This window comes from Microbulbifer sp. SE14 (assembly GCF_059834885.1).
The window spans coordinates 20,554-47,031 of sequence record NZ_JCBAJA010000006.1; the positions used below are offsets into that span (position 1 = coordinate 20,554).

A 26,478-nucleotide genomic window follows, 5' to 3' on the forward strand; every position below is an offset into this window, starting at 1 on the left:
ATGAGTATAGAAGTAGAAAAAATCTTGTTGATGTGTTCGGAGCAGAGCGTCAACTTAAACCTCAAAGACGGTGCCATCGAGGTACTGTTCGATGAAATGCCTACAGATGAATTGATTGATCTGTTACGCAAGCACAAACCGGATCTGATTGAGTATCTGTCGAAAAATGAGGCTCAATTCCTGTTGACACCGCTCAAAGCCATCGGTGAAAACTCGGGCCCGCTGTCTTTCAGCCAAAAACGCTTGTGGTTCATTGACCAGCTTGAAGGAGGCAGCGTGCACTACAACATGCCCTTGGCGCTTGAGCTCAAGGGTGATTTGAACAAGCCCGCGCTGCAAAAGGCGCTGACCAGCATTGTCAACCGCCACCAAGTGCTGCGAACCCACTATGAAGTCGGCGGCGCAACCCAAGTGGTCATGCCTGAAGTCGACATTGGTCTCAATGAAGTCAATCTGAGCGAGCTGCAGGGTGACACCGATGCGGCCCTTAAAAGACTCATGATTGAGGAGCAGCTCAAGCCGTTCAACCTGCAAGAGGATTTGATGCTGCGCAACCAGCTGATCGAAGTCAGCGACAAGCATCATGTACTGCTACTGACCTTGCACCATATCGCCTGTGACGGCTCGTCGCTGCGTATCGTGGTCAATGAACTGTGCCAGCTGTACACGGCCGAAGTCAGCCAAGACCACTCGACCCTTAACGACTTGCCTTTGCAATATCTGGACTATGCCTACTGGCAGGACGCCAACCGGGACAACTTCGAAGAGCAGCTGGGTTTCTGGATCAAGCATCTGGCCCAGGCACCGACCTTGCACAGCTTGCAAACGGATCACCCACGCCCCACTAACCAGAGCTTTGCCGGTGACAATATCAGTGTCAAGCTTGATGGCGTCAAGCGTCAGGCATTGGAAAACCTCTGCCAGCAGTACGAAGTCACCCCCTTCATGTTCTGCTATTCCGTGTATGCTCTGTTGATGGCTAGATTGAGCAACGAACAAGACCTGGTGATTGGTACCCCAGTAGCCAACCGTCACTACTCCTCTATCGAACCGCTGATTGGCTATTTTGCCAATACCCTGGCTCTACGCTCCCGGGTCGACGGCGGACAAAGCTTCAACGAATATCTAGCCGCCAACAAGCAAACTATTCTTGGCGCCTTGCAAAACCAGAGCGTGCCATTCGAAATGGTAGTTGAGCGTCTCAAGCCAACCCGTAACTTGGCTTACTCGCCGCTGTTCCAAATCATGTTCTCTTTCCACAGCCACGGCAGCAGTGAGCTTAATCTCCCCGGATTGAACCTAACAGACATCACGCCAAAAGCCAAAGCCGTCAAGGCTGACCTGGAGCTTGCCATCACCGAACAAGGTGATGGCTTTGTATTGGATTGGAACTTCAGCACAGCCCTGTTCGAGCATGACACCATCGCCGGTTTCGCTGCCAGCTTCGAACACTTGCTCGAAGCGGTTGTAGCCAATCCGGACCAGACCTTGGATAGCTACAGCATCTTGACAAGTCAGGAGCAGGCACAGCTGCAACAATGGAGCAGCAAGGCGGCGCCTGCGGATGTGCCAAACGAAAAGACCATTGTCGAACGCTTTGAGGCCGTGGTAGCCAGACAGCCCGACGCCGTGGCCGTGGTTGCAGGCGAGCAAAGCCTGAGCTATGCCGAGCTTGACCAAAAAGCCAATCAGGTGGCCCATTACCTGTGTGAGCAAGGTTCCAACACCAACCAGCCGGTGGGCATTAACATGCAACGCTCAGAGTTGCTTATCGTCGGCCTACTCGGCATTCTCAAATCCGGTGCTTTCTACGTACCGCTCGAAGCCAGCTACCCCCAAGCCCGTCTCGACTACATGATTGACGACAGTGGCGTGCAACAGGTACTGACCGAAGCTGTGGTTGAACAGGTGCTGGCAGGTACCCAGGCCATCACTCGTGACGGCCTGGCGAACATTGAGCCTCAGCACCTGGCATACACCATTTACACCTCCGGCTCAACCGGTCATCCCAAAGGCGTCAAAGTAAGCCACGAAAACGTCCTGACCCTTGTCGACGGCATGTCAGACAAACTCAAAGATGGTGGCACCTGGCTTGCCGTCAGCGGTATCGCCTTCGACATGTCGATACTGGATCTGTTCGGTACTTTGACTAACGGATTCAAATTGGTGCTCTACGCCGGCGAGCCGAGCCAGAACGGTGCCGCTACAGAAGATGTTGATGCTCTAGTGGCCAAACATCAGGTCACCCACATGCAGTGCACCCCGTCATTCGCCTCCATGCACCTGATGCAAGGCTCAGCCTTGTCACAATTGCAACACCTGTTCATCGGTGGTGAAGCCATGCCGACCTCCCTGGTCGAACACCTGGATGGTTTTGACTCGCTCAAAGCCCACAACATGTACGGTCCTACTGAAGCTACCGTCTGGGCATGTTCACATACTTTGAATAACGAAGGCCAAAGTGTACCTATCGGACAACCGCTGCCAGGCTATCAAATTCGTATCCTCGATGCAGCCTTCAACGAGCAGCCCATAGGCGTACCGGGCGAATTACACATTGCCGGCAAAGCCGTGACCCAAGGCTACCTCAAGCGTGATGAGCTGACTGCCGAGAAATTTGTCGACTCCCCATTTGACGGAGCCAAACTGTACAAGACCGGTGACAAGGCCCGCTGGAACCGCAGCGGCCAGCTGGAGTTTCTGGGGCGTATGGACTCCCAGGTCAAACTGCGCGGCCACCGCATCGAATTAGATGAAATAGGCTCACAGATCACCTTGATGGATGAAGTCGAAAATGCCGTGGTGATACTTGACGAACTGCCTGCCGGTGCCCGTCTGGCCGCCTATATCAAACCAAAGCAATGGCCGGTAGAGCAAGCCAAACTGGTCGATCAGGTCAAGACCCACTTATCCGCCGTACTGCCTGGATATATGGTTCCGACCGCTTGGCTAGCTATGGAAAACCTGCCCCTGACCCTGAATGGAAAGATCAATCGCCGCGCCCTGCCGCAAATTGATGTAGCTGCTCAGCAGGAAAGCTTCGTAGCTGCAGACAGCGATACCGAAAAAGCCCTGATAGCCTTGTGGAGTGACTTGTTGGTCATCGATGCAGACAAGATCAGCTGCAACATCAGCTTCTTTGACTTGGGCGGTCACTCCCTTTTGCTGACAAAAATGGTGGCTGAGGTCAAGAGCCAATTCGACATCGAACTGTCGTTCCGTGACATCTTCGAAAACGCAACCGTCGAAGCGCTAGCAGCTTTCCTTGACAATCATGCTAAAAGCCGGCAGCAAAGTGAGCTACTGACCCAGGCCACCACGGTTGACGCCGAGCAGACAGAGGAGTTTGTTCTGTGACCATCCAAGATTTCATCGCATGGTGTGTGGAACGCTCCATCAGCTTTTCATTGATAGACAACGATCAAATCAAGGTCAATGCCGCGCCGGGTAGCTTGACTGATGAAGTAAAAGTGCAGCTCAAAGCGCGTAAGGATGAAGTATTGGCGTTTCTCAAAGACCGCAGTCTGGCCAATTCAGCCAGGCGCGAGCCGGGAGAAAACCAATTCCCTTTATCTTATTCACAAAAACGCTTGTGGGCGGTGGAACATCTTGAAAAGGATGTTTCGCACTACAACATACTGCGGGCTCTGGAAATCCAAGGGCCGTGCTCGCCGAATGCCATTGTCCGAGCCTTCAATCAGTTGATTGCCCGTCACGAGGTGTTGCGAACCCGTTTTATCGAAGTGGACGGTGAACCAGTTCAGGAACCCTTGAAGTCCCGCGATATAGAATTACCACAAATTGACTTCAGCCAACTGTCCTCTGACGAACAGGAAGCCGAGGTTCAAAAGTACATTAAACAGGAAGCCAACTACCAGTTTGACCTGGGCAACGAACCTTTGGTGCGGCTCCATTACCTGCACCTGTCCGAGTACAAAAATGTATTGTTACTTAACCTGCATCACATTATCTCCGACGGCTCGTCGATGCGTTTGTTGATCAAGGAATTCATGACCCCCTACCAGGCCATCGCACAAGGCCAACCGCTGCAGTTACCTAAACTGCCGGTGCAATATGCCGACTATGCCAAATGGCAAAGCCGACGTTTTTCCAGCAACGAGCTACAAAACCAGCTTGATTATTGGACCGATAAACTCGAAGGCATTGCGCCGCTGCATTCGCTGGTGCTGGACAAACCTCGCCCGGTGCACCAATCCTTTGTGGCCGGTGTTCACATCCAGCAACTCGACCAGGATCTGTTCGAACAGCTCGTCGGACTGGCCAAAGCTCACAATGTCAGCATGTTCACCCTGCTGCAAAGTGCCTTCGCCTGTTTGCTCAGCCGCTTCAGCGGCGACAAAGACATCGTTATGGGGGTACCCAACGCTGGCCGCTTCAACAAAGAAGTGGAAAACCTCATCGGCTTTTTTGTCAACATACTAGTGTTCCGCAGCGATTTTTCAGACAACCCTGGTTTCGCAGACGTACTCGAAACTGCCCGCCAAGAAACCATAGAAGTGCTGTCCAACCAGGAAGTGCCATTCGAGTTTCTGGTGGACTCCATCAATCCGGTGCGCGACCTGTCCTACAACCCGATTTTCCAAATCAAGTTCCTCTACGAGCCCGATCACAGCAAAGGCATTGATCTTGGCAGTGACATCCAGATCAAATACCGTATGCTCGGTGAAGATCGCACCCGCTTCGATCTGGATTTAACCATCTACGAGGTCGACTCCACCCTGTACCTATCCTGGAGCTACAAGGAAGACCTGTTCCTGCCGTCCAGTATTGCCAACATGGCCAATTCCATGGAGCAACTGCTTTATCATGTGGCCAAGGATACCCAAACGCCACTTAGTCAGATTCCTCTGTGCAGCAACGACCTCAAACAACAATTGCTAAGTCTGTCTTGCGGTAAAACCGTGGCGGTTGACGGCAACAGCATCAATGAATGCTTGCACGACTTTACCGGACGCTACGGCGACAATGTTGCGCTGGTGGATGAAAACACCACCCTTACCTACCGACAATTGGAAGACAAGGTTAATCGTCTAGCCAACCATCTGCTGGATCTGGGGGTTGAACAAGGCGAGCCAGTTGCCATTTACCTGGAACGCTCGGCATTGCTGATGATAGCCATTTTGGCGACCATGCGCGTAGGTGCGGTTTATACGCCACTCGACAGCGTCGGCGGCAGAAAACGGATTGAATACATTGTCGAAGATGCGCAAATCGAGATCATGCTCTCCAGCAGCCAGCTGCTCAGCGGCGTCCCGCTCACCGGGGTAGACCTTGTGATGCTTGACGACTGGCAACAGGACGACTGGTTTGTCGAGTATGCCGGTGAAGCTCCAATACTCGACCTTGATTGCAACGACAGTGCATATCTGATTTACACCTCCGGCAGCACTGGCAAACCCAAAGGCACTGACATCAGCCACGGCGGTTTGCTTGATTATTGCGTATTCGCCCGGGACAATTACTATTCAGATGCGCTACAAGGCAGCATGGTTGTGACCTCTCACAGCTTTGACATCACTGTACCTGCCCTATTTGTGCCTCTGATGAAAGGCCACACGGTGCACTTTTTACCCACCGAGCAGACCCTCGAAGCATTGGCGGTCAAAATGCTGGACAGTGAGCCGATGTTGCTGCGCATGACTCCTGGTCATGTCAAAGCACTACTGGAGTTGCTCAGTGGTGACTATGACGGCCATCAGGCCTACGTGTTTGTCATCGGGGGAGAAAGCTTCGATGTGCCATTGGCCAAGCGCCTGCAGGCCCGCTTCCCCAACAGTCGAATCTACAACCACTATGGCCCCAGTGAAGCTGTGGTCGGCTGTTCGATGTTTGATGTGACTGCTGGGCTTGACCAATGCCGAGAATATCTGCCCATAGGGACCCCCATGGACAACCACCAGCTATTGGTGGTGGACGAAAAACAACAATTGTTGCCCAGAGGGTGTGTCGGTGAGCTGTGCATCGCCGGTGCCGGAGTGGCCAAAGGCTATTACAAAAACCCTGAACTCACCCGGACCAAGTTTGTCGACCTTGAAGGCATTGCTGGCAAAGGCTACCTTACCGGCGACAAGGTGCGCTGGAATGATCGGGGGCAGCTGCAATTTTTGGGACGAATTGACGAACAGATAAAACTGCGCGGCTACCGTATTGAACCTGAGGAAATTGCCAATGTCTTGCGTCAACAGCCAGGGATCACTGATGCCTGTGTGGTGCTGCAGGATCATCAAGACACCCAGCACCTCGCTGCCTATGTAGTGGGTGAGGGCAGTGTCGAAAAGCTGCAGGACGCCATCAGCAGATTGCTGCCCAAGTATATGCAGCCGTCGTTCTACATGTTCCTAGAGCAATTGCCACTGGGCCCCAGCGGCAAAGTCAATCGCAGCGCCCTACCTGTCATCGAGAGCAAGGCCAAAGAAAAACTCAAATATGTTGCGCCCACTACCCCCACCGAGCAGATCCTGTGTGAGGTGTGGCGACAGTTGCTAGGTGTTAAAAGGGTTGGTATTCACGACAATTTCTTTGCCTTGCGCGGTGATTCCATCCTCGCCATTCAGGCGGCCGCCCGCAGCGCCAAGCGCGGCGTACATTACAGCACTCGCCAGTTGTACGAAACCCCCACAGTGGCGGCACTGGCCAAGCAAACCAGTTGTGATGCGGTGCAAACGATTGACCAAGCACCTGTGAGCGGCAAGCTGCCGTTATTACCGGTGCAACAACGCTTTATTGAACAAGGAGCAGCACTAAATCACTACAACCAGTCGGTACTGCTTAAGGTCCCAAACACTTTGAGCATAACGCAGCTGCGCCCCATGCTTGACAAAATCATCGAGCGTCACGATATCTTGCGAGTACGCTTCAACGATGCCAATCAAGGCTTTTTTGCCGACGACTTCGGCCTAGACGACTGCCTGAATGAAACCGAAGTAGTCAAGCTCGATGCCGCCACCATTGAAAAGCTCTGCAGCGACGTCCAGACCAGCTTAAATATCCACGACGGCCCACTGATGCGCATGCTGCTGGTCAAAGACGCCGGACAAGCCCGCTTGTTCTGGGTTATCCATCACTTGTTGGTAGATGGCGTCTCCTGGCGTATCCTGCTCGAAGACCTGTCTTCGCTGTACGAACAGCACAGCAACGGCCAGGCGCTGTCTGTTGGCGATAAAACCCATAACTTGCGCGACTGGCACGAGCACCTTGTCCAGGTTTCTAACAGTGGCGCACTGAACGAACAAGTGGCCTTCTGGCAACAGCAAAAAGTGGCAGAATCCATTCAACCACACGACTGTCAAACCCGCAAAACCGAATGGACCAACCGTAGCATACAATGGCCTGCAGCCTTGACCGAAGCCCTGCTGACCAGTGCCGGTGAACCACTGCGCATGCAGGTGCAGGAAATTTTACTCAGCGCCCTACTGCTAGCATTCAAGCAGTCCGCAAACCTCAATGAGCTTTGCTTAACCCTCGAATCCCACGGCCGAAATACCGACGACGCAGATTGGGATCTCAGCCAATCGGTGGGCTGGTTTACTGCTAAATATCCGCTCAAGCTAAAAACGCCAGAGAGCAACACCGTCGATTTGCTCAAGTCAGTCAAAGAGCAATTGCGTCAGGTACCTTGGGATGGTATCGGTTTCGGTATTCTCAGTGAGTTGACCGATGATTCCGGACTGGAACACTTTGCTGGAGATGTGTTATTCAACTATCTCGGCCAGTTTGACCAGCTTAGCCAAGGTCATGGACTGTTCGAATTTACCAACGAGTCCACCGGTTCCTCCATGGGAGCCGATTTTGTGCCTGAAGAGGCCATATTAATCAATGCCCTGGTGGTCGAAGGACAACTGCGTTTTGACATTGCCCTAGATGCTGCCCGAGTGTCAAAAGTAACTTTGAAAGCCCTTGCTGACAGCCTTTACAATGCATTGGGTGAGGTCATCGACTGTCTTGGCCAATGTAAGCCGGGTAAGCACTTGACACCAAGCGACTTCCCGCAGGCCTTCGTCACTCAAGCAGAGCTGGAGAAACTCAGCGACGGCCAGACCATACAGGATCTGTATCCGGCCACTGGATTGCAATCCGGTTTGCTGTATCAAAACGCCCTGAATCCGGGCACTTATGTCAATCAGGTCTTGATTGAGTTTGAAGGACTCAATCCGAACGCCCTGCGCCAGGCTTGGCTGCAATTGGTTGAACGTCATGAAGTGTTACGTTCAAATCTGGTGTTGCTTGAAGAAGGTTACCATCAGCTTGTGCTCCCTGCCGTGTTGGATTGGAATCAGTCTGACCTGTCCGCACTAGATGACGCTGCCCAAGAGCATGTCATAGAAACAGACCGGCTCAACGACAAGGCCGGACACGACATGGATGAAGTATCACCGGTCATGCGTTTGCGCCTGTACAGAGTCGCCGACACCAGCCACAAGCTACTGTGGTCCTATCACCATGTATTGTGGGACGGTTGGTCCAGTGCCATTCTCATTCGTGAGCTGCTTGCACTTTACCAGGCCAACGACGAAATGCGCAGCATCGAACTGCCAGAATCTATCGGTTTCAGCCATTATGTAAAATGGTTGTCCGGCCAGGACGAGCGGGCCGCTCGGGACTATTGGCGCGAAAGCCTTGCGCAGCTGGAGTCCATATCCCGCCTCCCTGCGCAGGCGTCGGACGAGCAAGGTAGAACCAATTACCACTTCACCCTTGACCGTGAACTGACAGCTCAGCTGACCGAGCTGTGCATCCAAAATGGTTGCACCATGAATGTGCTGTTCCAGTGTGCCTGGGCCTATCTATTGTTCCTCTACACAGCCTCCAGCAAGGTAGTGTTCGGCACTGTGGTATCGGGCCGACCGGCAGCACTGGATCAGGTGGAAAACATGGTAGGGCTGTTCATCAACACCATTCCAGTGGTCAGCCACATCGATCCGACCATCAACTGGCATGACTGGATGGCGCAAATGCAGCACCAACAGGTATGTGCCGATGAGTACAGCTATCTGCCGCTGCAGGACATCATCGCCGGCTCCGACTTCCCGGACTTGTTTGAATCTTTGCTGGTGTTTGAAAACTACCCTGTAGATGAAGCTGCTGACAGTGACAGCAAAAATGGCCTTCAGGTCAAAGGCGTACAGAGGCATGAAGGCACACACTACGGGGTGACCCTCATCGTCAAGGCAGGTGAGCAGCTCAATGTCGAAGTTCAGGTGGCCAACGGTCATTATGACATGAACATCATGTCCGGCGTGGCCAGCCACTTCGAGCAGATCCTCACCCAACTGCCCGGATGCAGCAACGAGCCAGTCTGTGATCTGCCGATCCTGACACCACAGCAGTTATCCTTCCTCGAAGATGTCAATAATACCGCCGAATCGTTGGACTACGAACAGTGCATGCATGACCTGTTTATCGAACAAACCCAGCTGACCCCAGATGCGGTGGCGCTGGTGGATGATGAAGGCGAACTGACTTACATTCAGTTATTTGCTTTGGTGTCGGCGCTGCATCAGCAACTGCTGACTCATAACATCCAACTACAAGAGCCTGTGATCGTGCGCATGCCCAAAGGCCGCTGGCAGTTGATTGCCGCCACTGCCATCATGATGGCCGGCGGCGCTTATCTGCCCCTTGAAATCTCCTGGCCCCGAGAGCGTTGCGCCAAGGTTATTCGCAAGTCCGGTTGTCACCTAGCCTTGGTGATTGACGACAAGGATGCCCCGGAGGATATCGCACATGTCAATGTAGCCAACCTGTCGTTGCAATGTGCTGATCCGCTGGCTGCTGCTCAGGATTTTGTCAGCGTCCAAAAACCCACCGATTTGGCTTACATCATCTTTACTTCCGGCTCCACCGGTGAACCCAAAGGAGTGGCCATCGAGCACCGCTCAGTGGTCAACACTCTGCTGGATATCAACAACAAGTACGGGATCACAGCGGCAGACAGAGTACTGGCGGTCTCGGCACTCAGCTTCGACCTGTCGGTCTATGACTTGTTCGGCCTGCTCGCCTGCGGCGGCAGCATCATCTTCCCGAGTCACGACCGGGCCATGGAGCCTGCCCACTGGGCCAGCCTGATTGAACAACATCAGGTCACCTTGTGGGACACGGTACCGGCCTCGGTGGAACTGTTGGTTGAACAATTTGACTTCCTGGGTCGCCCCAGCACCGCCCCCATCCGCAACGTACTAATGAGTGGTGACTGGATTGATCCAGCCTTGCCGAAGCGCATTTGGAACACTTTTGAAGGTGCTAATGCAGTCAGCATGGGCGGCGCCACAGAAGGTTCGATCTGGTCAATTTTCTATCGTATCACCCAAGACACCAGCGGCTGGAAGTCGGTGCCCTATGGTAAACCTTTGGCCAACCAAAGCTTCCATATTCTTAACGAAAACCTGCAGCAGGTACCGCCTGGTGTAGTCGCCGAATTATTCATAGGCGGTGTCGGTGTGGCCCGTGAATACTACGGTGATCCTGACCTGTCCGCCTACCGCTATATCCATCACCCGGGACTGGGCCAACGCTTATACCGTACCGGTGACATGGGTCGCTACATGAGCGATGGCAACATTGAGTTCATGGGCCGAGTGGACGATCAAGTCAAGATCAACGGGTTCCGCATTGAAACTGGCGAAATTGAACAACAGCTGAGCGCCCTTGAAGGTGTTTACGCCTGTCTGGTGACGGTCAACAAACTTGAGTCGGGTATAAACACCCTAGTGGCTTATGTACAGCTGAACAAAGACAGTAAGTTTTACGAAAGCAACCTCGATGAACAGTTCCGTAAAGCGCTGTCGGCCAATTTGCCAGCGTACATGATCCCACAATTCTTCGTTTCGATTGAAAAGTGGCCATTAACAGCCAATGGCAAAGTCGACAAGAAGTCTCTGCCGAAGCCAAACATCTCCTCGCTGCTGACCGCCTACGAGGCGCCTACAACGGAATCTGAACAGCAGATGACCGAGATCTGGGCACAGCTGCTCAATGTGGATGTCCAGGTGGTGGGCGTCAATACCAACTTCATGGAACTGGGCGGCAACTCGTTGCTGGTAATTCGTATGGCTGCCAGGGTGGAGCAGCAAATGGGGGCCAAACTTGAATTGCGTCAAGTGTATGAACACCTCACCATCCGGCGCTTGTGTGAATTTCTTGATATCAACCGCAAACAGCAAAGCATTGCCGAACAACTCTATGACATGGATGACTTTGGCATAGAGGAGATCTCCCTGTGAGTAATGCCGCGCAATTGATGAATACCTTGCTGGACAAGCATATTCTGGTGACCTGCAAAGATGGCGAACTGTCGGTCAAGGCACCCAAGGGTGCCCTGACCAAAGACATCGTAGAGCAACTGAAAAGTAATAAAGCGGCCCTGGTGGCTTATTTGCAAGGGTTTTCGGACGAGGGCGCCGGCAGGCGCATCGAGCCGGTGGCCCGTCCTGGCAATGGCTTGATGCCCTTATCGTTTTCCCAGCGGCGGCTTTGGCTGATCGACAGCCTGCAAGGCGGCGCTGCCGGATACAACATCTTCATGCCGTTACTGGTGCATGGTCCGTTGGACGTGGACCTGTTGCAACAAGCATTTGAAGCCATTATCAAGCGGCATGAAGTGCTGCGTACCGTGTACGTCGAGCATGACAATCAGCCGTGGCAGAAAATTCTGCCAGAAGGGTCGTTCGGCCTCAAAAGGTTGGACTTGTGCGCCCTGGAAGGTCAAGAACAGCATCTGGCGTTGGACCAAATCATCGCTGATGACGTCAACACCGTGTTTGATCTGACCCGTGATACCATGATCCACGCCACTATTGTGGCGCTGGATGAAAACCAGCGTCATGCACTGCTCATCAACATGCATCACATCGCCTCGGACGGCTGGTCGATTCAGGTGTTGCTAAACGATTTTCTGGCTGCCTATCGCGAGCTGGCAGGCCAAGGAACGGCGCTCAAGCCCCTTGAACTGCAATACGCCGACTTTGCCACCTGGCAAAACGACAATCTGGCCGGCAAAGAGCTGGAAAACCAGCTTGATTACTGGCGCAACCAGCTGGCAGGATTGCCGCCAATCTATCCGTTACCACTCAGCAATCCGCGCCCGGACGTCAAAGGTTTTGTCGGTAACAAACGCATAGGCCAGTTGCCTGAAGCCACAGCCCAAGGACTGCAACGCACCGCCCGACAGTTCGGCATGACCCCATTCATGCTGCTGCACGGCGCGCTGGCGCTGGTGATGGCCCGTCACGCCGGTGCAAGCGAGTTTGTCATCGGTACCCCGGTGGCCAACCGCAACCACGCCGAACTCAAAGGGCTGATCGGCTGCTTCATGAACACCCTGGTTCTGCGCACCCGCATCGATTTTGATTCGGTGAACGCTTATCTGGAGCACATCAAGAAAGTCGGTCTCGATGCCCAGCTCAATCAGGACGTGCCGTTCGAGCAACTGGTGGAAGTACTCAAAGTACCCCGTTCCACCTCCCACGGCCCGTTGTTCCAGGTATTGTTGACCACCAACAATGACTACGGTGTCGGCGCTCAGTCCGGCACCCGCCAGGAGCTGGTGCCCGGCGTGGCGTTTGAACCGCTCAAGTCCGACACCGAAAACGCCAAATTCGACATCAGTGTGGAGATCCAGTCGGGTGACAACGCCGTACGCATTTTGTGGGTCTATGACGTGGAGCTGTTTGACGCCGCCTACATCGACTCATTGAACAGTCACCTGTGCAATGTGCTGCGCCAATTCGCCGCATTGTGCGACCAGTCGACCCAACGCCTGGAAAACATAGCGCTGTCTTCGATTTCCCTGCTTGATGATGCCGAAAAAGCCCAGTTGCTCGGCGCTTATCAGCGCAGCGGTGACCCCTACCCTGCCGACAAGTGCCTGCAACACAGCATTGCAGAAGCTGCGACCAAACATGCCGGCGACATCGCACTGGAATTTGGCGACCAATCCCTGACTTATGCCCAGCTAGATGCGGTGACCAACCGTCTGGCACACTATCTGGCAACTGAGCATCAAGTTGGCCCCGACACCCTGGTCGGTGTCTGTATTGAGCGCAGCGTGGAGATGGTGATCGCCATTCTGGCTATTCTCAAAGCCAACGGTGCCTATGTACCGCTGGACCCGAATTACCCGCCGGGCCGTCTGTCATTCATGATAAGTGACAGCGGCGTCAAAACAGTCCTTACCAAACGATCCCTCGAAGCGGTATTGGCCGACGAGCCGGTGCAACAGGTTTGGCTGGACGGCCTTGGCAAAAGCGAGCTGTCCTGGCTTGCCGACTACAGCAGCGAAGGCTTCACCCCGGCGGACAGCTGCGCCCATCAGCTAGCTTATGTGATATACACCTCCGGCTCCACCGGAAAGCCCAAAGGTGTGGCGGTCGAGCACCGCTCGGTGCAGAACTTCCTGCAAAGCATGACCGACACCACGGCGGTCAAACCTGACGATGCAGTGATGTTTCTCACGTCCATCAACTTCGACATCCATGTGCTGGAACTGTATTTGCCACTCATCAATGGCGCCAAACTGGTATTGGTCAACGAAGCCCAGGCGGCAGACCCGGCACAGCTGGGCGAGGCCATTGAGCGTCATCAGGTCTGCCTGATGCAAGCCACACCGGCCACTTGGAGGATGTTGCTTGAAACCGGCTGGCAGTTGCAACGGCCTTTGACCATGTTGTGTGGTGGTGAAACCCTCTCCCGCGAGCTTGCCGAAGCTTTGGTTGCCAAAGTGCCCCAAGGTACCCTGTACAATATGTACGGCCCCACCGAAGCTACCGTTTGGTCCAGCGTAGACAAGGTCGACCCGGCTTGCATTACCCTGGGTCAACCCATTATCAACACTCAGTTGTACATTCTCGATGATCATCTCAACCTAGTGCCCAACAACGTTCCAGGCGAACTGTATATCGGCGGTGAAGGACTGGCCCGGGAATACCTCAATCGCGAGGCATTGACCGCGGAGCGATTTGTCCGTAACCCTTATCACAACGAAGGTGACGACAGCCACGGTGAACGCATTTATCGTACCGGCGACTTGGTGCTGAGCGATCCCGAGGGTCGACTGAGATTCATCGGTCGTTGCGACGATCAGGTCAAGGTCAACGGCTTCCGTATTGAGCTTGGCGAAATTGGCTACCAAATCCAATCCATGGAAGAAGTGGAATCAGCGGTGGTTGTGGTCCGTGATGTGGCTGACAGCAAACTACTGGTGGCTTACCTACGTTTCTATGAACACCGCGAGCTGGATGCGACATGGCAAGAACAGCTGCAAGCGAGGCTGGAACAAAGCTTACCCACCTACATGCGTCCGGCCTTGTTTGTCGCCGTGGAACAGTGGCCACTGACCCCCAACGGCAAAGTTGACAAAAAACGCCTGCCCGCCCCAGATGCCGCCTTGAGCTCAAACGAGTACGAAGCGCCAAGCACCGAACTGGAGCACGATCTGGTTGCGCTGTGGGCCGAATTATTGTGTCTGAATGCCGACAGCATCGGTGTGACCGACAACTTTTTCAGCCTTGGCGGTCATTCACTGTTGCTGGTACGCCTTTTGTCTATGGTCAAACAGCGCCATGATGTGGAACTGGCCGTATCAGCAGTGTTCGCCAATCCGACCATCCGCCACTTGGCACGGGTTTTGAGTGACAGTTCACAGGCACAGCACAAACTGATGGTACTGGAAGACCGTCAAGGTCTGTTGCCGGTGTCGTTCGCCCAGTATCGTTTGTGGCTGATTGATAATCTGCAAGGCGGTTCGCCTGAGTACAACATGCCGCTGGTCTTCCATGTTGACGGCCCCGTCAACCTCGATTGGGTGCAACAAGCCTTTGCCGCCATAGTGGCCCGCCATGAAGTGCTGCGCACGGTTTATCTGGATGACAACGGCGAAGCCCGCCAGTTTATCTGCACCGTGGAAGCGACTCCTTTTGCCCTACAAGTTCAGGATGTGAGCCACTTTGAAGGCGCCGCCCTAGAGATGGAGATCAAGTACAGGGTCGAGCAGGAGATCATGCAGCCGTTCGACCTGCAACAGGACCTGATGCTCAGGGTCAACTATTTGAAAATGTCCCCAGACAGCGGCGTGCTGCTACTCAACATGCACCACATTGCTTCGGACGGTTGGTCTTTGGAAGTGCTCAAAGGGGAGTTTTTCGCCCTGTACGAAGCTTTCAGCCACAACAAGGCCAACCCGCTGCCGGAGTTGACCGTGCAATATGCCGACTTTGCCCATTGGCAGAGGGAACATCTACAAGGTGAATTGCTCGACATCCGGCTGGCTTACTGGGAAAAGCAACTGGCGGACTTGCCAGTAGTGCACTCCCTACCACTGAGCTTCCTGCGCCCCAAGACCAAGCAGTCAATAGGCGCCAGCTGGACCGCCAACATCGGTGCCGGTCTATCCGACCAGCTGCAGCAGGTGGCCAAACACTACCAGCTAACCCCGTTCATGTTGATGCACGGTATGTTGTCGTTGTTACTTTCGCGCCATTCCAACAGTCAGGACATCGTCATCGGCACGCCGGTGGCCAACCGATTGCAGTCCGAGATCAACCCGTTGATTGGTTTTTTCGTCAACACCCTGGTGATGCGAACCAACACCGGGCAGCGAACCCTCGGCGAATACTTCGGCCATGTCAGACAGCAGCACCTAGACGCCCAATCCCATCAGGATGTGCCGTTTGAACTGCTGGTGGACAAACTCAAGGTGCCCAGAAGCGATGCCCATACCCCGCTGTTTCAGATCATGCTGAGCATGAATACAGGCTATGAAGTGGACCAGCACGGCGAAAATGTATCGTCCAGCCTGGCAGACATCAAAGTGAGCCCGTACACCAACGATGTGGTACAGGCCAAATTCGACCTGGATTTAAATCTCAACTTCACCGCTCAGGGCATGGTACTACGCTGGACTTATGACGTCAGCCTGTTCAAAGAAGCATATATCCAGCGCCTGCAAAGCGACTTTGAACGTTTGCTCGGTCAATTGGTGGCACACAGCCAGGTCGAACAACCGCTCAATGGTCTGAACATGCTGTCCGCTAGGGAACAACAACGCCTGCTGAAGGAACGCAACGCAACCGCCGCTGAGTATCCGGCCAAGCAATGCATCCATCACTACTTTGAGCAACAGGCACAGCTAAACCCTGAACAAACTGCCGTGGTGTATACCGATATCCGTCTGGACTATCGCACGGTCAATGAAAAAGCCAACCGGCTAGCCCATTACCTGCGGTCAAACCATAGCGTTGGACCGGATACCCTGGTGGGGTTGTGTATCGAGCGCGGTATGGAAATGGTGATTGGCATTTTGGCAATCCTCAAGGCTGGTGGCGCCTATGTGCCACTGGATCCGAACTATCCACACGAACGCCTCAACCACATGCTCAAGGACAGCAACCTACAACTGGTGTTAGCCCAAGAGCACCTGCGCCAAAGCCTGCAAGGTGAAGGTATTGACTACAAGGGCGCCCTGTTGGTGCTGGACAACCTCGCAAACGACGACAGCGACCAGCCTTGGGCTGACAGCCCGGCTAACAACCTGTCCGCCGACGAGATTGGTTTGACATCAAACAACCTCGCCTATGTGATTTACACCTCAGGCTCTACCGGCCTACCTAAAGGCGTAATGCTGGAACATCAAAGCGTGGTCAATTATCTGATCAATGTGCAGCAGTATCCCCATCATGATATTCAGTGCACCGTAATGTCCACCTCACTCAACTTTGATGCCACAGTCACACCGCTGTTCGGTGCCTGGGCACGCGGCGTTTACCTGAATATCGTGCCGGAAACGGACAACCAGTTTGATCATCTACTGGCCATCCTGCAATCGGATGTGGCTGCCTTGTTCAAACTTACCCCTGCCCACTTGCAAGGCCTGGATGTACAAGCGCCAATCCACGCCAGGCACGTGCTGGTCGTTGGTGGTGAAGCCTTCTCCCAGGATTTAGCTCGCAAGATGGCGCTGTTGATGCCTAACAGCCTGTTCATCAACGAATACGGTCCGACGGAAGCTACCGTGGGCAGCAGCTATGAGATATTTGGTCAATCCGACATGGCCAATATGGCTGATGCGTCCGAGATCAGCATAGGTCGCCCTATCCCCAATACCCAATTGCTGATATTGGGCAATGACGGTGAGCTGCTGCCGGAAGGTGTCACCGGTGAATTGTATATCGGCGGTGCTGGTTTGGCCCGTGGCTATCTCAACAATGCCAAAATGACCGAACAACGCTTCATTGCCAATCCCTGGCATGATAGTTCCAGTCCGGACAGCTCGGCGCGCCTCTACCGCACCGGCGACTTGGTACACTATCTCGAAGATGGCCGCCTGATGTTTGCCGGACGGGTAGACCACCAGGTCAAGGTACGCGGCTTCCGCATTGAGCTTGGCGAAATCGAGCATCAGCTGAACCTGTTGCCCGAGGTGGATACCGCTCTCGTGCAGGCCACAGACATTGCCGGAGCCACCCAGCTAGTCGCTTATGTGCAACCGGCCCAACCAATGTCCCAGGTCGATTGGGATACTTTTGTCCAACAGGCCAGAGCCAATATTGCAGCGCATTTACCTGAATACATGGTGCCGGCGCTGTTCACTATTGTCAGCCAATGGCCTTTGACATCCAACGGCAAAATAGACAAGAAGCGCCTGCCTGAGCCTCAGCTGCTCGGCGCAGACGACAGCTATGTCGCGCCGCAGACGGATATCGAAGTTGTCCTAGTGGATATTTGGGCCGAACTGCTTGACCTACCCGCGAACAAACTCGGAGTCCAGGCCAACTTCTTTGCCCTAGGTGGCCACTCGCTGCACGTCATCCGGATGAAGCAAAGCATTCAAACCCGGCTCGATCTGAGCATCGAGCCACGCAAAGCTTTCGAGCTGCCCACCATCCAATTACTGGCTGAGCATCTAGACAGTGTTCGCACACAAAATTATCTCAAAGAAAAAGAAAAAGACATCACAGTATTGAGTGAAGGCACCCTATGAGTATTTCTCTTTTAATAAGAAAAGCAGCGGATTCGGGAATTTTCCTCTACGCCGAAGAAGGCCAGTTGAAATTCAAGGCTACAGTGCCGACTTTTCCTGAAGAGCTGAAAGGACAAATTCAAGGCCAAAAACAGGCGATCATCGATTTTTTTTCCCAGCAGGACAGCGGCGATTACACCAACATTGGAATTGCAGCAATCGAGCGCAACACCCCAGATTTTCCATTGTCTTTTGCCCAGCAGCGCTTTTGGTTCATGGAGCAGTTGGAAGGCAGCAGTGCCCACTACAACATGCCCATTTCCATCAAGGTCACCGGAAATTTCGACATTGAGGCGGCAGAAGAGGCGCTTAAGCAGGTCGTTGCCCAAAATGAAATTCTGCGCACTACCTATCACTGGATAGACGACGTGGCGATGCAACGCATCCATCAGGATGTCGAACCCAAGTTTACCCGCTACCAGGTCAAGCAAAGCGACGAAGGCCTAGAGGCGGAAATCAAGGCATTGATCACCGAAGAAACCCAAGCCACCTTTGACCTCAGCCAAGATGTGATGATCCGCGGCGCCTGGATCCAGGTTGCCGAATACAAAGATGGCGTTGAAGGTGTATTGGTCCTTACCGTCCACCACATTGCCGGTGACGAAGGCTCCACCAAGTTGTTGACCAGTCAGTTCAACCAAGCCTACGCCCAGATCGTGCGCGGTGTGACTGACAGTATGGCCAAACCGGACATCCAGTATCTCGATTACGCCATCTGGCAGCGGGAGCAATTTACCGGTGCGATTCTGAAAAGAGAGCTGGATCACTGGAAAACCTATCTTGACGGTATCCCAGAGCTGCACAGTATCCCTACCGACTACCCGCGTCCGCCGACCCAGAGCTTTAGGGGCAAAACCGTGGTCACCCAACTGGGTGCCGACTGGGTCTCCCGTCTGCAGAACACCTGCCGCGCCCAGCAACTGACGCCGTACATTTATTTGGAAACCGCCTATGCCTACCTGTTGGCCCAGTACGGCAACACCAATGATGTAGTGATCGGCAGCCCGTTCGACTTGCGCGACTCCGATCAGCTCTCCTCGGTGATGGGCTGTTTCGTCAACAGCATTCTTATTCGCAACCAATTCGACAGTAACGACACCTTCAACCAGCTGCTGCGAAAAAACCGTGAAAATGTGTTTAAGTGCTTCGGTCACGCCCAAGTGCCTTACGACATGGTGGTATCTGAGCTGGGCCATAGCCGCAACACGGCCTACAGCCCTGTCAACCAGTTGCGTTTCTCCTTCATGGATCAGACCCAGGGCGGCAGCGAAGGGCAAAGCGTGCTGGGCCTTAAGCTTGAGCCCATCGCCGGTGAAGTAGTTGACGCCAAGTTTGACCTAGTGCTAGTGGCTAGCCTGAGCCAAAATAACCTTCGTTTTGTCTGGTCTTACAACACCGACATCTTCAGTGAGCAGACCATCAGCAATCTGGCCGATGCCTTCAATGTCCTTCTCGAAAGCGTGTTGCTCAACGGTCAGCAAAAACTGGCCCACATAAACGTAGTAGCAGGTGGGCAAGTGCAACAGCTGGAGCAATGGGGTCAAGGCCCTGTTGTTGAACGACGGCAACCTCTGGTAGCACGCTTGTGCGAGCAGTTGATCAAAGGCTGCGACAGTGCTGCACTGCATTTTGAAGGCAGCATCATGAGCCATGCTGAGCTGAACAGCAGGGTCAACCGTTTGGCCAATTACCTGCAATCCAAAGGAACCAAGCAGGTGGCACTACATTTGGAGCGCGGTTTTGATACCGTCACTGCAATATTGGCCTGTCTCAAAGCCGGTGTTACCTATGTGCCCTTGGATACCAACAGCCCTGCAAAAAAAATTCAGGCCATTTTGGCCAACAGCAAGATCGTCACCCTGTTGTGTCAAAAGCTTCACCGGGCACAGTTGCAGGCTTTTGAAGTCGAGACTTTGGCGCTCGACAGCTATGATATGCAGACCGCTCTAGAGCAAGCCGGTGATGAGGAACCCCAGTGGCAATCCTGCCCTGAGCAGCTGGCCTATGTGATCTATACCTCTGGCTCCACTGGTGTGCCAAAAGGCGTGGGTGTCAGCCAGAACAGCCTAGATAATTTCTACTCGGTGTTTGAAGCCCAGTTGCAGAGTTTGGGGCTGGATACGGACAGCGGCTGGCTGTGGAATGCTTCTTACGCCTTCGATGCCTCACTAAAAGCCATTGTGGCTTTGTGCCGTGGCCATCACCTAGTATTGGCCAGTAAAATGCAAGCCCAAGATCCCAACGAGCTTGTCAGCCTACTGCATAGCAGCAATATTGAAGTGCTCAACGTGCCACCGTTGATGATGGAACTGGTAGTGCCTTTGTTGCAACAGCAAAAACTGGCTAAACACCTGATTGTCAGTGGTGATGTGGTTAGTAGCGAACTGTGGCAGGTAATCCGCAATTACCTCGACGAGCACGGCCGTAAAGGTATCAACGCCTACGGCCCGACCGAAGCTACAGTCAACGCTACCTACGGCATGATTGAAGGCGAACAGCCGCACATTGGTTGCCCTGTGGTCAACAGCCAGGCCTGGGTCCTCAATGACAACCTGCAAAAAGTCCCGGTGGGCGCCGCAGGTGAACTGTATCTCAGCGGTGACAACATCGCTTCGGGCTACCTCAACGATGTTGCACGCACTTCCGAAAACTTTATCTCCTGCCCCTGGGCGCCGGGCAAAGTGCTGTACCGTTCCGGCGATTTGGTACGTTTCAACAACCTGGGCCAATTGCAATTCCTCGGTCGGGTGGACAACCAGGTCAAAATCCGCGGATTCCGGATTGAGCTGGATGAAATTCAGCAAGCTATCAGCAGCTGTCAAGGCGTTGCGGTCGCCGTGGTGGTGACCGCAGGCGAAGGGGCTTCCAAAGAGATCCACACTTACGTTCAGCTCGACAGCCAAAGCGATGAGTCCGCCCTGCGCGAACACCTGCTTGCTCAACTAAGTGATGCGCTGCCCCAATACGCCCTGCCGAGTAAATGGGTATTCGTCAGAGAAATGCCTTACACTGCCGGTGGCAAAATCGACCGTCAAAAACTGGTGTTCCTTCAAAACAGCACAGTTGCCCAAGACGAAGCCAAAAGCCCGGCATTAGAGAAAGAGGCCATTGCCAATACCGCACAATTTTCGGTCAAAGAACAGCTGCGTAAGGTTTGGTTGGGCTTGCTGGATGTTGATCAGATCAGCGATGACGATGACTTCTTCCGCCTCGGCGGACACTCCATGCTGGCAGTCAAAATGTTGTTTGAGGTTGACCAGTTGTTCGGTGTCAAACTAACCATTCGCGATCTGTTTGTGAACGTCAGCCTAGCCACGCAGGCTTCTTACATCGAAAGCTTAATGTCGGAACCTGAACCACAAGAGCAAGCACAACTTGAAGCTGAGCCGTTGGAAGAAAAACAGCCGCTGGAAGGTCGATCGTTGCCTACCTCCTTTGCCCAGCAACGCCTGTGGTTTATCGACTCCATGCAAGGCTCTAGCGAAGAGTACAACATTAGCTATGCGGTGAAGTACCAGGGCGCGCTGGATTTAGCCGCCGCCAATCAAGCCATTAGCCGCATTATCGAGCGACAAACCAGTCTGCGAACCGCGTTTGTTCAGCAAGACGGCGAAGTATTCCAAAAGGTCAACCCGGCTGAAAGCTTTGCTATCCAGGACATCAACCTGCCGCCGGATGCCGATGAAGACGCTATCAAAAGGGCGGTGCGTGAACACGCCATGGCTCGTTTCGACCTGTCTGCGGACCTTCTGGTGCGGGTAGCCCACCTCAAACTGGCGGATGAAGACGGAAAGGCCCAAGGGCTAATCGTCTTCTGTACCCACCATATAGTCTCCGATGCCTGGTCCATGGGCCTGTTCGTCAAAGAGTTCGTTACCGAGTATAGTGCGCTGCTCAAAGGTCAGGACAGCCCGATTGCACCTCTGGCGATGCAATATGCCGACTTTGCCGCCTGGCAGCGTAACCAGATGGCCACTGAAGGATATCAATCCCAGTTGGATTATTGGCAAAAACACCTAGCTGGTCTGCCTGCGGTGCACGGCTTGCAACTGGACAACCCGCGTCCGGAGAATAAATCCAACAAGGGTGAGTTGATTAAGTTCGAATTATCCGCCACTACAAGCAACTATATCGTAGGGTACGCCAAGCAATTGGGCATCACCCCATTTATGTTGGTGCATGGCGTATTGGCCAAGCTTATCTCCATTCACAGTCGCAACAGTGATGTGGTGATCGGAGCGCCAATCATTGAGCGTCCATTCAAAGAGCTCAGCTCGGTGATTGGCCTGTTCATCAATGCCATGGTACTGAGGGTCGACACCGCACAGGAGACGGTCAAAGACTACTTTGATCACGTCAAGCAAGTACACATGGATGCCCAAACCAACAGTAACATTCCTTTCGAAAAACTGGTTGAAGCTCTCAACTCCCCGCGCAGCCGGGCCTTCACCCCACTATTCCAGATATTGCTCAACTTTGACACCACCGGACGTTCATCGCTGGCCTTGCCTGGCCTGGACATTAGTCCGGTCAGTATCAACACCAACGAAATCAAACACGACCTAGAAGTCAACGTCCAGTTTTCCGATAAGGGCGCCTTAGTTCACTGGGTTTATGACTCCACCCTGTTCAATGACAAGCACATGCAGGACATGGTAGATGGTTTTGTCACATTACTGGACAACCTGTTGACAAACAGCAGCGACCAGTCCATGAAGCTACTGCTTGCCATAGACAGTAGCGATATGAGTAAGGCCTTCGCCGACTGTCAAGTTCAGGGCCAGCCTCCGGCAGTCACAGAGTCGTTCTTGACCCGGGTCGCCACTGCCGCCCAGTTCAGTCCGGACGCGGTGGCGGTCAGTTGTGGCGTACTGACTCTGGATTATAGAACCCTCGAAGTTCGCTCAAACCAGATGGCCCACGCCCTGATCGAGATGGGTTTTGAAGTCGGTGAGCTGGCCGGTGTCTGTCTTGACCCATCACTGGACATGGTGGTTTGTGTACTGGCCATTCTCAAAGCCGGAGGTGCCTATGTGCCGCTAGACCACCAACAGCCCAAAGAGCGATTGGTCAAACTGTGTCAATCGGCCGGTCTGGAGTGGATCTTGTCATCTCAAAAATTCTTCGACAATATTCCGGTGACCGGCATGGACCTTATCAATATCGAAGGTTGTGCCGCCGAACATCCGGAGTATGGTCACTTCAGCCGCGAAGCGCCACAGGTTGACGTAGCAGGCGATCAATTGGCTTATGTCATCTACACCTCTGGCTCCACCGGAGAACCCAAAGGAGTAATGGTTGAACGAGATCAGCTGACACATTACATCAGTCACTGCCGCCACTACTATGAGCAAACCAGTGTGACCGGAGCCCTGGTGGCGACACCGCTGATCTTTGACGCCACCGTCACCAGCTTGCTGGCACCTTTGGCATACGGCAAACAGGTTACCCTGCTGCCGCAGGACACCGAACAGATGTTCCCGGCCATTCTTGATACCCTGTTTGGCGACAGCGACTGGCTGATCAAATTGACGCCGGCTCACCTGGTCGGCTTGCGTTTGGTGCGTGAGTTGCTTCCCAACCAAGCGCGCGCCCACCTGTTCGTCCTCGGCGGCGAACAGTTGACTTGGGACATGCTACTGCCTTGGCGCCACTATCTGCCGAACAGCACCTTCATCAACGAGTACGGCCCGACTGAAGCTACCGTTGGCTGTACCACCTATTACGTATCGCCACAAGATACGCTGCGCCGCAGTGGCGTGGTCCCTATCGGCCACCCCATTGACGGCATGCAGATGCTGCTTCTGGACGACGAAGGCAACCCTGTAGCACCGGGTTCGGTGGGTGAGCTGTATATCGGTGGTGCTGGGGTGACCCGTGGCTATATCAATATGGATGATGTCAACGCCGGACGCTTTATTGAATTCGATATGGGTCCGAAAGGTCGTTTTTATCGCAGTGGCGATTTGGCCAGAATACTGGCCAATGGCGAGCTGGAGTATCTTGGCCGTGCCGACGAACAGGTCAAAATTCGCGGTTATCGTATCGAGCTTGAAGAGATAGAACACCAGCTGCTCAGCCATGAAGGTGTAGCGGCCGCTGTAGTATTGAAAGTCACCGATGCTTCCGGTGACGACAGCCTTGGCGCCTGGCTGATCCCCGCCGACAAGACGAACGGTGAACAACTGATCGCTCCTTTGCGTCAGCACCTCAAAGCCAAATTGCCGTCGTTCATGTTGCCTTCGGCATTTCATTTGGTGGATGCCATTCCATTGACCACCAACGGCAAGGTCGACAAATCCGCACTGCTGGCCATGGATATCGCCACAGACTGTGCCGCTCAGTATGTTGAGCCTGAAACCCCGACCGAACAAGAGCTGGCCAAGATTTGGTCGCGCCAACTTGGTCATCAAGTCGGCCGCAACGAGAACTACTTCGAACTCGGTGCACACTCCCTGATGGTCATGCGATTGTTGGCCGAAGTACGCAACACCTACGATATCCAGCTAAGTATCGCTGCAGTGTTTGAACACCCCACCCTGATGGAGTTAGCTGCCTACATTGATACCCAAGCTGGTATTGAATCGCAAAGGCCGCAAACCGATGAGCGCAACGAGCGATTCGAGGCCGTAGTCAAGGAGGTCGGCAACTGTGCGATCAAGCTCAACGAATCCCAATCGCCCCATACGGTATTTTGCTTCCATGCCGGTGCCGGAACCGCGTTTGTGTATCGCCATATCGCCACAGGTTGCGCCGATGTTGCCGGATTCTACGGATTCCAGCCGCCCCAGGTCCACTTGGGGCTGAGAAAGACCGACATGCATCAATTGTGTCAATTTTATGTAAAGCTCGTCACACGCATTCAACCTGAGGGTCCATACCATCTCATGGGCTTCTCTATGGGCGGTACAATCGCGTACGAAGTGGCACAACAGCTAAAGGCCATGGGCAAAACGGTTGCGCACATCAGTCAATTAGACAATCCCTATAATTCCTGGGAGAAAGACGATTCATGGAAACCCTGGTACTTCCCCATCCGACGGGCCTTCCAAGGCTATCTCGACCTGCATCTGGATTTTGACTGGACGCAACTTGACCAGTTGACCGAGCTCGAAGGCATGACTTTGCTAAAACAGGAGCTGGTCGACCTAGGTATTCAAATCGAAGGAGTGGAACGGTCAGCCTTTATTCCATACATGCAGTTCTTCTGTGACATGTATTTTATGTACGGCAAGTATCGCTCCAAGTCCTGTGATTTTGACATGGACATTTATGTGGCCGAGCAAAAGGTCGAACAATCCATGCACTGCAATGAATATCTGGACTGGGACCAGGCCACTTCAGGAAAACTGACCACAACCAATGTCGGTGGTGATCATACCACCATGTTGGTAGAACCACATTTATCCAAATTGGTGGCCAAGATCGCCAAGCGATTGCAAGAGGTAGTAAAACAATAATGACAGCACAATTGAATATCAGTGAAAAGGTCATAGACGTACAAGGTAATGCCCTACTGCTCAATGTAGATCAGGGAAACATGACTCTCAAGGATTGGGCCACAGCCCATGTTGACGAAATAGAGAACTGGCTGGCAAGCCGTGGTTCCTTGCTGCTCAGGGGGCTGCGTATTTCATCCAGCCGTCAATTTGGCCAGCTTCTCGAAGCCTTGTTCGGCGAGCCGCTGATCTCCTACAGTCATCGTTCCACACCACGCACAGAGCTGCGTGGTAATGTGTACACGGCCACCGAGTATCATTCGGACCAATTGATCCAGCAGCATAACGAACAAGCCTATACCAACATTTGGCCGATGCGGCTGGGCTTTTTCTCCATGCTGCCCGCGGAACAAGGCGGCGAAACACCCATCGCCGACAGCCGGGAGGTGTACCGCCGCATTCCCGAAGACATTCGCAACACCTTCGCCAAAAAAGGCGTCATGTATGTGCGCAACTTCTCCAACGTCGATCTGCCCTGGCAGGAAGTGTTTTGTACAGAAGACCGGGCAGAAGTAGAAGACTATTGCCGCGAAAATGACGTGACGTTTAAATGGATGAGTGGCAATGGCCTGCGTATCAAGCAAGTCCTACCCGCCATCTGCAAGCATCCGGACACCGGTGAAATGTTGTGGTTCAACCAGGCGCATCTGTTCCATGTATCCACCCTTGGATCGGAATTGAAAAGCGCTCTGCTCAGCTCCTTTGACTTGGAAAACCTGCCTCGCAACACCTACTATGGTGACGGTTCGCCCATTGAAGACGAAGTGCTTGATATTATTCGCAATATTTACGAGGACATCAAAATTCATTTCCCCTGGCAAAAAGGCGATTTGTTGTTGCTGGACAACATGCTTTTCAGCCATGGCCGGATGCCCTTCACCGGGGAACGCCAGACACTAGTCGGCATGACCCGACCGTTTAACTTGCTAGACGCGCAGCAATTTTGAT

The 26,478-nt window shown here is 53.5% G+C and carries 5 protein-coding genes; all 5 read left to right on the plus strand.

Features of this window, described 5'->3' with window-relative positions:
* Genes AC6R19_RS05945 through AC6R19_RS05965 form a run of 5 tightly spaced genes read left to right on the plus strand, consistent with a single transcriptional unit; the run spans nucleotide 1 to nucleotide 26,477 of the window.
* Nucleotides 1-3,357 (plus strand): non-ribosomal peptide synthetase, encoded by a 3,357-nt coding sequence (locus tag AC6R19_RS05945; RefSeq protein ID WP_500578827.1) that lies wholly within the window; start codon nucleotides 1-3, stop codon nucleotides 3,355-3,357.
* Nucleotides 3,354-11,240 carry an amino acid adenylation domain-containing protein gene (locus tag AC6R19_RS05950; RefSeq protein WP_500578828.1) on the plus strand — a complete coding sequence of 2,629 codons (7,887 nt, stop codon included), beginning with the start codon at nucleotides 3,354-3,356 and terminating at the stop codon, nucleotides 11,238-11,240. The genes AC6R19_RS05945 and AC6R19_RS05950 overlap by 4 nt, the downstream gene beginning before the upstream one ends.
* Entirely contained in the window at nucleotides 11,237-17,992 is a 6,756-nt protein-coding gene (locus tag AC6R19_RS05955) for an amino acid adenylation domain-containing protein (RefSeq protein ID WP_500578830.1), read from the plus strand. Before AC6R19_RS05950 ends, AC6R19_RS05955 begins: the two co-directional genes overlap by 4 nt.
* The gene (locus tag AC6R19_RS05960; RefSeq protein WP_500578831.1) at nucleotides 17,989-25,491 is read left to right on the plus strand and encodes an amino acid adenylation domain-containing protein; all 7,503 of its coding nucleotides are present in this window, start codon (nucleotides 17,989-17,991) and stop codon (nucleotides 25,489-25,491) included. Before AC6R19_RS05955 ends, AC6R19_RS05960 begins: the two co-directional genes overlap by 4 nt.
* Complete coding sequence (locus tag AC6R19_RS05965; RefSeq protein ID WP_500578833.1) at nucleotides 25,491-26,477, plus strand: TauD/TfdA family dioxygenase; 987 nt, start codon at nucleotides 25,491-25,493, stop codon at nucleotides 26,475-26,477. The genes AC6R19_RS05960 and AC6R19_RS05965 overlap by 1 nt, the downstream gene beginning before the upstream one ends.
* The last annotated feature ends 1 nt before the right edge of the window (nucleotide 26,478 follow it).